The organism is Citrobacter sp. RHBSTW-00017 (assembly GCF_013797615.1).
Taxonomy (GTDB): domain Bacteria; phylum Pseudomonadota; class Gammaproteobacteria; order Enterobacterales; family Enterobacteriaceae; genus Citrobacter; species Citrobacter braakii.
In genome coordinates, this window is the sequence record NZ_CP056899.1 from 846,168 (window position 1) to 858,345 (window position 12,178).

Sequence of the window (12,178 nt, forward strand, 5' to 3'; positions counted from 1 at the left end):
TTGGTCAGTATTATTATGGTTTTATAAGTACGTAAATATATTTAATTAAATGGAGTTAACTCTATGAATATGGAACTAACAACATCACGGCCCACGCTTAACCGCTACAGCTTAACGATTCCTTCATGCCCGCATGCACTGGATGTGGTGCGTTTTGAGGGGCTGGAGCAGTTAAGCGTTCTCTACCATTATTCTGTCCGATCTACTTGTAGTATTGAGTTTGAGTTAAGAGCTAATAATGAGTAAACGTAACGATATTATTGAACCTTCTGAGTGGACATCGACTCGTAAAACAGGGCTTGTTTATAGCGAAATATTGGGATGGATAGATATAGGCCATGCACAGGGAAGTGATATCAAAAACCTGATGATAGATATAAAACGAGGTGAATCAGGCTGTGATGGTTATTATGAAGTCACTTATAGCCAAAAAATGTTTGTATACCATCGCCAGTTTGGTACAGGAAAGTTTGTTAAGTGGCGTATCAAACAAGGTTTATCTGCATGTGAGAAAAACAGCGTTGCGTTGGCCATGATGATGACGACGGCGCGCGTGTTTGAAAGTTTGCAAGCTAATTGGTGTTTTAGTTGGTATACCGACAGTGGTTTTAGCGGAGAGGATCTTACCTCTGATCTTTTAGGCTTCTACAGGGCAATTCTTCCCTCAGACTACCAGTCAAGACTAAGGTTAGTCAGTAAAGAGCGAGCACTGAATCGATGGGATTTTTATGGGCCGATAGGCAATTATAAGAATAAAGGATTTTTACCATTACTGTTTCCAGACCCGTCTGATAATTGTGCTGTTCATAAACCCTATAAAGGGAGTTTGCCTTCGTTTATGACATGGGTGCAGCCGTGGAGTGATTTCACTTCTGGTCGGGTACAAGTGATCAGCGGGGATGGCGGTTATTATTCATTTTTGTCGAGGTGAATGGTAATGAGCTACTATAAAATATTACTGGTGACTATTGCTTTGATTTCCTTGTCACCTCTTTTAATACCTTGGCCAGATAAATTAGAATATCGGGAAAGTGATTTTTTTGATTACTATTTCTACACAGATGTTGATATCAAGCAGGCCCCAAGGATCTCAAATAATTATTATTTCGAATATATTTCTCCTGAGGGAAGTACTCGGGAAACAAATCTTATTATTTTTCACGGTGGTGATGCAGAAGTTATTCGTAATTATCTAACAGGTCTTGGTTTTCATCTTTATGATTATAGTGATAATGGTAGGGAAGAGCTTTGGATATCTAGCGATAATCTTCGATTTACTTTTTCCATTGTCACAAATAAGAAAGCGGATATAGTTGTTTTAATAAAGACAATGCGTTGAGAGTAACTTTTACTTTCTGAAAATAGCTCTTTATAAAATTACAAGGGTTAAATATATGGGAATGTCCGAATCACTGGGTGGTAGGATGTCATTTATATCTGAAAATACGTTAAACCGTTATCAATTGTATATCCCTTCATGCAAGTCTGTACTGGATGTTATTAATTTTAGTGGTACGGAGGAAATGAGTTCGCTGTATCGATATGTAGTTCATTTTTCCAGCAATGATAAAGACATTGCAGCAGAGTCGATACTTAGAAAATCGACTACATTGACCATGGGAATAGGGAGGTTAAGTGAGTTAACTGCCCGAAAAGTGGTACATGGTATTGTGACATCTTTCCATCGTATAAGTGGTTCAAAAGACCAGGCAACCTATCAGTTAATCATTGAACCTTTTGTCGCGTTGTTGAAAAATCAATTTCGCACGCACCGTTTTTTTATAAATATGTCAGTTCCGGACGTTGTTAGTCAAATTTTACAGGAGCATGGTTTAAAAGACTGGGAATATAATTTTGATTTGGCAATGGAATATCCAAAACGAGAGCAAATTAATCAGTATCACGAAAGCGATCTGGTTTTTATTGAACGTTTGCTCTCTGAAGTGGGAATATTCTTCTTCTTCAGGCTTCAGCCTGATGCTGGTACTGAAGTGATCTATTTTGCTGATAAACAAAGCGCATGGGAGTTTGGCAAAACATTACCGCTGAATAGTCCCTCCGGAATGAATGACAATGGTATCGACTCAGTCTGGGATATTCAGTTCCACCAGTCTGCGGTGCAGGCATCGGTTACTGCTGGGGACTATAACCATCGTCAGGCACAGAAAATATTATTTTCTGCACAAGCCGATATGACTTACGGTGACGGTGACGGGGTGACTTACGGGGATGTTTACCACTATCGCCCGCGCCATCTTGAAACGGGTGATAAGGTATCTCCATCGCCTGAGACAGGGAATTTTTGGGCTCGTCTGGAACATGAGCGTTATCTCTCCTCACAAGCCACAATCACTGGATTATCAACCGATGTAAGCCTCAGCCCGGCTCAGGTCCTGAATATTACGGAATCCACACCTGTCCCAACGCTTCCTGCCAGTGTGTGTAACAGCTTGCTTGTTACGGCGGTTTCATTCAGCGCAAGCCGAAAGGAAGCACTACAAGTGGTGTTGATGGCGACCGTTTACAGTGAAACGCGCTGTTGGAGACCTCCACTAAAACCGCGGCCAGTGATTAGCGGCACGCTAATGGCACGTGTTTCAAGCCCGAAAAAGAATGATGAATATGCTCATTTGAATCAGAGCGGGCTTTATTGGGTTAAGTTTGATGCGGATCGTGATGATAAACAACAGGGCTACGAAAGTATGCCAGTACGCCTTGCCAAACCCTATGGCGGCGACACCTACGGTATTCACTTCCCGCTGATACAGGGTACAGAAGTGGCGGTGGCGTTCCATGAAGGGGATCCGGACCGGCCCTACATCGCCCATGCGCTGCATGACTCCCGACATCCTGACCACGTGACGGAGGCAAACCACACCCGCAACGTCATCCGCACGCCCGCCAATAACAAACTGCGCATGGAGGACAAACGGGGCGAGGAGCACATCAAGCTCAGCACTGAGTACGGCGGGAAGACGCAGCTGAACCTGGGGCATAACGTGGATGTGCAGCGCGCGATGCGGGGAGAGGGCTTTGAACTACGTACAGACCAGTGGGGAGCTATTCGGGCAGGGAAGGGGATTTTTATCAGCGCCGATCGTCAGGAATTAGCTGGAGGTTTGCAGTTAGATATGCATGAAGCAGTAGCGAACTTACAAGCTGCGCTTCAGGATGCGAAAGGTATTCATTCTGCGGCAGAAAAAGCGAAAGCAGAACTGGCTGATATCGAGAGGCAAAAAGCATTGTTGATGGAGTCTATGACAGACCTCAAGAAACAGGCTTTACTTTTTTCTGCTCCTGCCGGTATCGCTCAGGTGACTCCCGCCAGTATCCAACTCTCATCAGGTGAGAATATCATTGTAACCTCTGGAGCGGACGCGGATGTCAGTGTCGCTAAAAAATTCCGCCTTGGTGTGAAAGAAACAATAAGTCTTTTCGCTCAGTGGATGGGGATTAAAATTTTTGCCAGCAAAGGAAAAGTGGAGATTCAGGCTCAGGGAGATGCAATGGATCTCATGGCAAAGAAAATGTTGAGTATAGCCAGCAAAGATGAGCAGGTGATTATTACCGCAGCGACAGAGTTAGTACTCAGTTGTGGCGGTGCATATATCAGGCTTAAAGATGGTGAAATAGAAGTAGGGGCGCCAGGCAATGTTCGCGTAAAGAGTATTGGAATTCAGAAAATGGCTCCTGCAACATTGAATGCTAGCATAGAGTTACCGGATCCTTGCGCCACCGCCATTGATGCTGCTGGTGGTACGCAAAGCCCTACCGTGACGCTGGGTTAATGGAGGGCAAATGAAGGAATCTTTAATAACTTATGATTACTCCTTACCGGCAATGCAAAAACGAGGGGATGACATTGGTGAACAAATATTTAATCATTTTATAACGTTAAATAGAAATTGCATATTAATGATTGATACTGCAATTATAAGACTGAGGAATAAAGATTCGTCATTCTATGATAAAATAAAAAGTAGGGATGTTGTAAGGGTACCTGTTGCTACTCGTTATCTATCAGCTGAATTTGAACCCTGTTTGGTTTCACTGGATTTATCTTTACCTGCTGATTGTAATATACTACATGAAAGTATTATGCAGGCCCTGAAAGAGATAGAACCTAATGAGATACTGCTGGGTAAGGGCAGGATGATTTGTGGTTGGCTTACTTGTGCAGATAATATTATAAATCTCGCTGATTACCTGGGAAAAGTCGCTATCCAACAGCGTGATGGCAAAGATGTATTGCTTCGGTATTATGACCCCGCAATTATAATCTCTCTTTTTTCCATCCTGGATGATTGGCAACAACGACGTTTGTTAGGGAAGGTGCGAACAAGTTCCTGATATGAGATCATCATATTCATCCGGAGCGCATCCCAGAGGGACATCATGAGCCATCAACTCACCTTCGCCGATAGTGAATTCAGCACTAAGCGCCGTCAGACCCGAAAAGAGATTTTCCTCTCCCGCATGGAGCAGATTCTGCCATGGCAGAATATGACCGCTGTCATCGAGCCGTTTTATCCCAAGGCGGGCAATGGCCGACGGCCCTATCCGCTGGAGACCATGCTGCGTATTCACTGCATGCAGCATTGGTACAACCTGAGCGACGGTGCCATGGAAGATGCCCTGTACGAAATCGCCTCCATGCGCCTGTTTGCCCGATTATCCCTGGATAGCGCCCTGCCGGATCGCACCACCATCATGAATTTCCGCCACCTGCTCGAGCAGCATCAACTGGCCCGTCAATTGTTCAAGACCATCAATCGCTGGCTGGCCGAAGCAGGCGTCATGATGACCCAAGGCACTTTGGTGGATGCCACCATCATTGAGGCACCCAGCTCTACCAAGAACAAAGAGCAGCAACGCGATCCGGAGATGCATCAGACCAAGAAAGGCAATCAGTGGCACTTTGGCATGAAGGCCCACATTGGTGTCGATGCCAAGAGTGGCCTGACCCACAGCCTGGTCACCACCGCGGCCAACGAGCATGACCTCAATCAGCTGGGTAATCTGCTTCATGGAGAGGAGCAATTTGTCTCAGCCGATGCCGGCTACCAAGGAGCGCCACAGCGCGAGGAGCTGGCCGAGGTGGATGTGGACTGGCTGATCGCCGAGCGTCCCGGCAAGGTAAAAACCTTGAAGCAGCATCCGCGCAAGAACAAAACGGCCATCAACATCGAATACATGAAAGCCAGCATCCGTGCCAGGGTGGAGCACCCGTTTCGCATCATCAAGCGGCAGTTCGGCTTCGTGAAAGCCAGATACAAGGGGCTGCTGAAAAACGATAACCAACTGGCGATGTTATTCACCCTGGCCAACCTGTTTCGGGTGGACCAAATGATACGTCAGTGGGAGAGATCTCAGTAAAAACCGGAAATAACGCCAGAAATGGTGGAAAAAATAGCCTAAATAGGCTGATTCGATGTGTTTGCGGGAAAAAAATCGGCCCAGATCCGCGAAATTTTAATCAGCGAGTCAGCTTGGGAAGAAATGACCTGCTTATTCGCACCTTCCTTAGGACCAGTTGAAGTGTGGAGTTTTATTGATGGAGATGGACAGTTTATCAATAAATTAAATAAATCTAATAATCAAGTTCGACTTTCATATACTTTATCGCTGAGTGCTGACAATTGGCGTGATATAAATTTTGTAGGGATAAAGAATAAGATCATTTGTAATTATCGCTTAGCGCATTTGAGTAGTGAACGATTTTCGGAAGTAGAGGTGTTTAAGGTATTAAGAAATTCACTTAAAAAAGCCGAGTTGTGTGCTTTCTTTGATATAGAAGATCTTATTAAATGGGGTGAGTGTTCAATTAATGTAGCTCCGGAATTTTATAACCATAGCGTTATTAAAAAACTGCTTGAAATAAATAGACGAAGTGAAAGAGGAAATTTTATTCAAATCACGTCCCATGTCACAGAACAGCAATGGAATGAAATTCGTGAAGAGCATTAATTAAGAACTTTACAGTTAGAATATGCAGGAGAACAGGGATGAAAAATCATAAATGTGACTGTATGTCACAGGGACCGGCATTACTACCCGTACGCTATGCGGTGATTCCTGAATATATTAAAGAACCGTTACCGGAGTGGGCAACACCAGGAGTATCGGCTTACCCGGTGGAAAACGAAAATTACCACTATGCGCTGCGCGCAATGCGCAGAGGATATATCTATATCTACTATCCGTATCTGACGGACTGGGAGGCGTGGTCGGTATGTGATGACGGCAGTTTGTGGAAACAGCTTTCGGCGAAAAATGTCCTGGAGAAAGCAGAGCCTGACTGTCGGCAGGGAACCTACAGTAATGGCGGAAAGGATTTTCTGACGCTGCCCTATGAAGTTCTGGAGAATGACATCTGGATAGCATTCACGCAGTGTCCGTGGACGGAAAATACGCTGGAGCGTTACGCGAGCGATGGCGTGCAACGGCAGAGCAGAATGCAGTGCGTGAGTTCATCGAACTGGAGGGCGCCACAGGCTTCACAGCAAATAACGGAGGCAACCACAGCGAATCTTGTCAGTGTTCTGGATTACATTCCGGCGCAGGGCAGCATGCTGAGCCCGGGAATGCGGTTACCTTATGGCACCCATAATAAAATACGCGTCAGCCAGTGCGTGAATGAACGCTATGCAATAGTCAAAGAGCCGGGGCCGCAGGAGACATTGTACCCGTGGAAGAGTGGAGTGGTCGGAAACACAGTCCGGCAGATGAAGGAACGGGGTGTGAAGCCAGACGGTTCCCCGGTCACACCGTTGCTGATGGCGCTGCATGATGCAACAGGGATAACGCATGAGCTGACGGGATGGACAAACGATGTCCTGGCGATGGCGAAGATATTCGGTGATGAACGCGCCCTGGAGTTCTGTACCCAGAATCTGATAAACGGTGTTAAGGAGATTATAAAAAAGAGTGCTGAGCAGAATGTGGAAGAGCAGCTCGCGGCATTGGGTGGTTCACTTTCAACATCTCGCGATATTGATTACGCATATGGAATGTATGTCTGGAACGAGGGACGGAAAGGCAATACGGATGTTTTAAGCCGGGAAGAATTTGAGCGTCAGGCGAAGAAAAGACAGGAGCAGAATCTGAAAAGGTCGCGGGTGGCAAATAACCTGCGCAGATATAAAAGAAAGATAAAGCAAGAGAGCCTGGATTCGTTTATTAATTGTAGTGAGGTCCTGACACAAAAAATAGATAAACAACTCGAAGTGATAATTGCTTTCCGCTGTCAATGGCTTAAATCTCCATGTTTTATTCGTACACTGCAGGACTTTTATTCTGATCTTTCACAGGATAATTTGCACTTTCGTGAAATTGCGGCTTTTGCGATGTCTGGGTTAGGTGCGGCGAAATCTGGTGTGAGTTTACTCGATGACTGGATAAAAGATTACTCAACTGCTGATGAAAATAACCTTGTCTGGCGTACACATTTTTATAATGCACCTGAGTTAATGACTGTTGCCGAACCCTTGCTTGCCAGAGTACGCAAAGGAGTGAGTCAGCAGGTCACAGAACAAAGTTTATTAGCATTTTTTGAGTCAAAATCCGGCGACCTGGTTAAATTATTCGAAGGATTTAGTAAAGCAACAGCTGCGCTGGATGAGCCACTTGGAAATGATCCAGTCTGGTCAAAGCGGGTGTTGTATCAAGTTGACCAACATATGGCAACGCTGGGTTCACGATTATTCTCGGTTTCGGGTGTGGGACCAAAATTGGACACCATAAACGATCTTGTCGTTAAAACGCTCTGTTCTCTTTCAGCAGGTAAAACAATAGCTGAAATAAAATCTTTCTCTAGTAAATATTTTGGCTGGGCGACTGAGCGTAGTTACTATGTAAACGAAATTCTCTTTGTTAATCCTCAGAAAAACAGAGTGTCAGGGCGCTTAAAAGTCGCTCAGGTGCGGTTCTCTGATCTGGAAAAGGCGACTGCGGAATTCAGCATCAAGGGAGCGAAAAAAAATGCTTATCGTGCGACAAGTATCAATTTCCTGGTGCTCTTTTTTAATATGGCGGAGCTATATAACCAGGCAGATCATTTTAAACGTGATGACTTTTCCAGTTATGCCAAACTGGTCGCTGCAGGATTCGCCACCACGGGAGGTGCGGTTGATATTGTCAGTAAGATGATGGATGTAATAAAAAAAGATGATAAATCGTTTCCGAAACTGAAATGGGTGGGGGCCAGTTGTGCAATGCTTAATGCCATTGCATCGTTGGGGGCTGATTTTTCAGATATCTATCTATTGAAAGATGAAAGATCAATAAGTAAACGGTGGGCATATGGAATATTATATTTTGGGAAAATACTTAATGATATAACGACCATTATTTCACTCAGCGGCAAAGTTATGCCTGCTTTAATGTCAAAATTTGGCTGGAGTACGGCTGTCGGCAGTATGGAGGTGTGGCTGGGACGCGCAGCGACACCTACGGTTTATGCGCTGGGTATTGAGTGGATTGGTGTCTTCTCATCCTGGCAGTTCGCTTTGTTACTGGTGGTAGTGGATTATGCCCTGAAAGAGTATTTTTTTGAAGATGAAATTCAAATCTGGCTGCAGAACACCCTGTTTGGCAAAAAATTTTCGAAAGATATTGATAGCTTCTCTGAACAAAAAAAAGCAGAACTTATAGTGAAATGTGGAGAATCGCTGATGGAATGCGTACGTAAAATAGAATCTACCAGTAAATAGAATTGAATTATATTTTCAAATAAATCCATTGAATAAATTTCGGAATGGTCATATTACATATTGTAAGAATAAATTATGAAAAAAGAACTGAAATTCTCGGACGGGTTGCGAAGAAGTCTGGAAGGCAGCAATAAAAAATATCCGCTTCATAACTATCTGCAGCAAAAAAGTGAGCTGGCGCGAACGCAGGAAATTCTGCGCAATATCGAGGCCAAAAATGAAAAAGGAAAATGGCTGGCACATTTTCGCCTGAAAGAGAAAGAGCTGCTGGAGGCGCTGAAAAACGCCCCGCCGGACCCGGTGCTGCCGCCTCCGGCACCGCTGATTAAAGTTCGGGGCGTCATAGAAAAACTGACGCAGCGGCGGGTGGTGCAGCATTTCGACGTTCTGTCCTATCCGGAAGGAAACGCCTACTACACCCGGTATAAAAAGAAGATGGCGGCGTCGGCGGTGGTCTGGGCGGCCAGCGGCTCGGGAGGGACAGCTTCGGCCCTGCTGCAGGACTATGACAGGCCGCTGTGCGGGGCCTGGTATCTGACCGGGCGTATTAACGGCAGACGTTTTTCGGGCTGGCTGGGATGTCACTGGTGCTATGAAGGGGAGGAGGTGGAACTGCTGGCGGCACCGGTCGGCGAGGAGTATCTGGTGTATGCCATCCACAGGCCGGAGGAGCAGTCCCTGTGCATGACGCCGGGGTGTTACCGGGGAAAGAATCAGGCGCGCCGGGCGGCAGTGCGTATCCCGTTGCGGATTTGCTATCTGAGCCTGGCAATAGTAACTCCTGCAGTTATACATATTCATAATGGATGGGAGGCATTTTCTGACCCGGAATTTTACATGATGTTGGCTGTGTTTTGTCTTATGTCATTGGGGTTGTGTCTGCTTCCCGCAGCCTGGTCAATTTACAAACACAAGCCGTTACCGGAAGAAACATTGTCAGAGGAGATATTCACCCTGCTGGGCTGGGAAAACGTGGCGGATATTAACCTGGAAACTCTACATAAACGGCGAAAAAAAGAGTGGAGGCGAACAGAGATCCCGCCAAATCCTCTGCGCAAAGGTACGCCCTTTGATCATTCAGGAGGGACATTTTGTTTTTTTTATTATTAATAAGGATGCTGAATGGTTCTTAACGGTCTGGATAAATTATGAAAAAAGAACTGAAATTCTCGGACGGGTTGCGAAGAAGTCTGGAAGGCAGCAATAAAAAATATCCGCTTCATAACTATCTGCAGCAAAAAAGTGAGCTGGCGCGAACGCAGGAAATTCTGCGCAATATCGAGGCCAAAAATGAAAAAGGAAAATGGCTGGCACATTTTCGCCTGAAAGAGAAAGAGCTGCTGGAGGCGCTGAAAAACGCCCCGCCGGACCCGGTGCTGCCGCCTCCGGCACCGCTGATTAAAGTTCGGGGCGTCATAGAAAAACTGACGCAGCGGCGGGTGGTGCAGCATTTCGACGTTCTGTCCTATCCGGAAGGAAACGCCTACTACACCCGGTATAAAAAGAAGATGGCGGCGTCGGCGGTGGTCTGGGCGGCCAGCGGCTCGGGAGGGACAGCTTCGGCCCTGCTGCAGGACTATGACAGGCCGCTGTGCGGGGCCTGGTATCTGACCGGGCGCATTAACGGCAGACGTTTTTCGGGCTGGCTGGGGTATCACTGGTGCTATGAAGGGGAGGAGGTGGAACTGCTGGCAGCGCCGGTCGGTGAGGAGTATCTGGTGTATGCCATCCACAAGCCGGAGGAGCAGTCCCTGTGCATGACGCCGGGGTGTTACCGGGGAAAGAATCAGGCGCGCCGGGCGGCAGTGCGTATCCCGTTGCGGGTTTGCTATCTGTGCCTGGCCGTTGTCCTCATAACATTGCTGTGTAGCGATGGTATGGCATCATTTTACGATCCTATGTTCTATATATTTATAGCAGGCACAATAGTTTTTCTGCTGGTGATGTGCCTGCTTCCCGCGGCCTGGTCAATTTACAAACACAAGCCGTTACCGGAAGAAACGCTGTCAGAGGAGATATTCACCCTGCTGGGCTGGGAAAACGTGGCGGATATTAACCTGGAAACTCTACATAAACGGCGAAAAAAAGGGTAATGACTCCAACTTACTGATAGTGTTTTATGTTCAGATAATGCCCGATGACTTTGTCATGCAGCTCCACCGATTTTGAGAACGACAGTGACTTCCTGCCCAGCCTTGCCAGATGCTGCCTCAGATTCAGGTTATGCCGCTCAATGCGCTGCGTATATCGCTTGCTGATAACGTGCAGTTCTCCCTTCAGGCGTGATTCATAAAGCGGCCAGCCATCCGTCATCCATACCACGACCTCAAAGGCCGACAGCAGGCCAAGAAGACGCTCCAGCGTGGCCAACGTGCGTTCACCGAATACGTGCGCCACAACCGTCCTCCGTATCCTGTCATACGCGTAAAACAACCAGCGCTGGCGTGATTTAGCGCCGACGTAACCCCACTGTTCGTCCATTTCCGCGCAAACAATGACGTCACTGCCCGGTTGTATGCGTGAGTTTACCGACTGCGGCCTGAGTTTTTTAAGTGTCGTAAAATCGTGTTGAGGCCAACGCCCATAATGCGTGCACTGGCGCGACATCCGACGCCATTCATGGCCATATCAATAATTTTCTGGTGTGTACCGGGCTGAGAGGCGGTGTAAGTGAACTGTAGCTGCCATGTTTTACGGCAGTGAGAGCAGAGATAGCGCTGATGTCCGGCAGTGCTTTTACCGTTACGCACCACGCCTTCAGTAGCTGAACAGGAGGGACAGCTGATAGAAACAGAAGCCACTGGAGCACCTCAAAAACACCATCATACACTAAATCAGTAAGTTGGCACCATTACCGAAAAGGAAGCGCAATATGTTGCCGTGGCGGGGATGTTTATTTCTCCCGAACAGTCTGAAGATTCATGGCGCGTGGTATTACGCCGTGAAGATCTCGATCCTGATAAGGCGCGTGTGCTTGAATTAAATACCCGGACTCTGGCACTCCTGGCGCAGGAGGATGAGTAATGGTCAAGCAGCCGTCTCTTTATGACATCTTACTGGGTAATTTTTCCGGTGGTTTCCCTTTGCACTCAGTCAGTGAAAACACGCAGGTCATCTTATCCGTCCTGGATAATATGCAGCGCATTTTGAATACTCGTGCCGGTAGCCTCAAACATTTACCCGATTACGGTCTGCCGGATATGACCAAAATCCTCCAGGGAATGCCAGGTACGGCACATCAGCTTATCAGCACGCTTTCTCAGGTTTTGTTGAAGTATGAACCGCGGCTAAAAGGTATTCAGGTAACGATGCAGGAGCAGGAAACTCCGGGGCATTTGCGTTATTCCATTGATGCTGAACTGCAAGACCTTGGCATTGTTCGCTATGGTACTGATTTTACCCCTGAGGGGCGGGTTCTTATCCGTCACCTTAAGAGGCAGGGTTGGCTTGAGACTGGAGTGTACTGA

The 12,178-nt window shown here is 46.7% G+C and carries 12 protein-coding genes and 1 pseudogene; 12 read left to right on the plus strand and 1 reads right to left on the minus strand.

Annotation, left to right across the window (positions count from 1 at the left end; translation table 11 throughout):
- The first annotated feature begins 238 nt into the window (after nucleotides 1–238).
- From HV037_RS04080 to HV037_RS04120, 10 genes are all read left to right on the plus strand, one after another.
- Nucleotides 239–931, plus strand: coding sequence for a hypothetical protein (locus tag HV037_RS04080; RefSeq protein WP_049268749.1), 693 nt, complete (start codon nucleotides 239–241; stop codon nucleotides 929–931).
- A gap of 6 nt (nucleotides 932–937) precedes the next feature.
- Nucleotides 938–1,339 carry a hypothetical protein gene (locus HV037_RS04085; RefSeq protein ID WP_016157455.1) on the plus strand — a complete coding sequence of 134 codons (402 nt, stop codon included), beginning with the start codon at nucleotides 938–940 and terminating at the stop codon, nucleotides 1,337–1,339.
- Between the two features lie 55 nt (nucleotides 1,340–1,394).
- Nucleotides 1,395–3,788 carry a type VI secretion system Vgr family protein gene (vgrG, locus tag HV037_RS04090; RefSeq protein ID WP_103284231.1) on the plus strand — a complete coding sequence of 798 codons (2,394 nt, stop codon included), beginning with the start codon at nucleotides 1,395–1,397 and terminating at the stop codon, nucleotides 3,786–3,788.
- A gap of 10 nt (nucleotides 3,789–3,798) precedes the next feature.
- Nucleotides 3,799–4,350, plus strand: coding sequence for a DUF4123 domain-containing protein (locus HV037_RS04095; protein WP_249414958.1), 552 nt, complete (start codon nucleotides 3,799–3,801; stop codon nucleotides 4,348–4,350).
- A gap of 45 nt (nucleotides 4,351–4,395) precedes the next feature.
- Nucleotides 4,396–5,376, plus strand: coding sequence for an IS5-like element ISKpn26 family transposase (locus HV037_RS04100; RefSeq protein WP_000019445.1), 981 nt, complete (start codon nucleotides 4,396–4,398; stop codon nucleotides 5,374–5,376).
- Nucleotides 5,358–5,537: a hypothetical protein gene (locus HV037_RS24790; RefSeq protein WP_326926174.1), complete on the plus strand. Its 180-nt coding sequence runs from the start codon at nucleotides 5,358–5,360 to the stop codon at nucleotides 5,535–5,537. The genes HV037_RS04100 and HV037_RS24790 overlap by 19 nt, the downstream gene beginning before the upstream one ends.
- A complete protein-coding gene (locus HV037_RS04105) occupies nucleotides 5,476–5,967 on the plus strand; it encodes a hypothetical protein (RefSeq protein WP_326926203.1) in 492 nt (163 codons plus the stop codon). The genes HV037_RS24790 and HV037_RS04105 overlap by 62 nt, the downstream gene beginning before the upstream one ends.
- 38 nt (nucleotides 5,968–6,005) lie before the next feature.
- On the plus strand, nucleotides 6,006–8,711 hold the full coding sequence (locus HV037_RS04110) for a T6SS effector BTH_I2691 family protein (RefSeq protein ID WP_181500191.1): 2,706 nt from the start codon (nucleotides 6,006–6,008) through the stop codon (nucleotides 8,709–8,711).
- A gap of 75 nt (nucleotides 8,712–8,786) precedes the next feature.
- Nucleotides 8,787–9,821 carry a putative type VI secretion system effector gene (locus HV037_RS04115; RefSeq protein WP_103284229.1) on the plus strand — a complete coding sequence of 345 codons (1,035 nt, stop codon included), beginning with the start codon at nucleotides 8,787–8,789 and terminating at the stop codon, nucleotides 9,819–9,821.
- Nucleotides 9,822–9,859: 38 nt separating this feature from the next.
- Entirely contained in the window at nucleotides 9,860–10,804 is a 945-nt protein-coding gene (locus tag HV037_RS04120) for a putative type VI secretion system effector (RefSeq protein ID WP_103284228.1), read from the plus strand.
- A 10-nt stretch (nucleotides 10,805–10,814) separates the two neighbouring features.
- Here HV037_RS04120 and HV037_RS04125 read toward each other — a convergent pair.
- Nucleotides 10,815–11,512 (minus strand): IS1 family transposase gene (locus tag HV037_RS04125; RefSeq protein ID WP_223274117.1). Its coding sequence is split into 2 segments (ribosomal slippage): nucleotides 10,815–11,263 and nucleotides 11,263–11,512, totalling 699 coding nucleotides; the frame shifts between segments, so codons are not numbered across the junction.
- Between the two features lie 55 nt (nucleotides 11,513–11,567).
- On the opposite strand from HV037_RS04125, the pseudogene HV037_RS04130 reads away from it, so the two are divergent.
- Both HV037_RS04130 and tssE read left to right on the plus strand, forming a co-directional pair.
- A pseudogene (locus tag HV037_RS04130) lies at nucleotides 11,568–11,735 on the plus strand (type VI secretion system lipoprotein TssJ); the annotation flags it as partial.
- Nucleotides 11,735–12,178, plus strand: coding sequence for a type VI secretion system baseplate subunit TssE (tssE, locus tag HV037_RS04135; RefSeq protein ID WP_047414982.1), 444 nt, complete (start codon nucleotides 11,735–11,737; stop codon nucleotides 12,176–12,178). The pseudogene HV037_RS04130 and the gene tssE, both read left to right, overlap by 1 nt.

What these genes read in the sequence shown, in the direction of transcription:
- HV037_RS04080 (WP_049268749.1), top strand. Translation starts at nt 239, where the DNA reads ATGAGTAAACGTAACGATATTATTGAACCTTCTGAGTGGACATCGACT.
- HV037_RS04085 (WP_016157455.1), top strand. Translation starts at nt 938, where the DNA reads ATGAGCTACTATAAAATATTACTGGTGACTATTGCTTTGATTTCCTTG.
- vgrG (WP_103284231.1), top strand. Translation starts at nt 1,395, where the DNA reads ATGGGAATGTCCGAATCACTGGGTGGTAGGATGTCATTTATATCTGAA.
- HV037_RS04095 (WP_249414958.1), top strand. Translation starts at nt 3,799, where the DNA reads ATGAAGGAATCTTTAATAACTTATGATTACTCCTTACCGGCAATGCAA.
- HV037_RS04100 (WP_000019445.1), top strand. Translation starts at nt 4,396, where the DNA reads ATGAGCCATCAACTCACCTTCGCCGATAGTGAATTCAGCACTAAGCGC.
- HV037_RS04110 (WP_181500191.1), top strand. Translation starts at nt 6,006, where the DNA reads ATGAAAAATCATAAATGTGACTGTATGTCACAGGGACCGGCATTACTA.
- HV037_RS04115 (WP_103284229.1), top strand. Translation starts at nt 8,787, where the DNA reads ATGAAAAAAGAACTGAAATTCTCGGACGGGTTGCGAAGAAGTCTGGAA.
- HV037_RS04120 (WP_103284228.1), top strand. Translation starts at nt 9,860, where the DNA reads ATGAAAAAAGAACTGAAATTCTCGGACGGGTTGCGAAGAAGTCTGGAA.
- tssE (WP_047414982.1), top strand. Translation starts at nt 11,735, where the DNA reads ATGGTCAAGCAGCCGTCTCTTTATGACATCTTACTGGGTAATTTTTCC.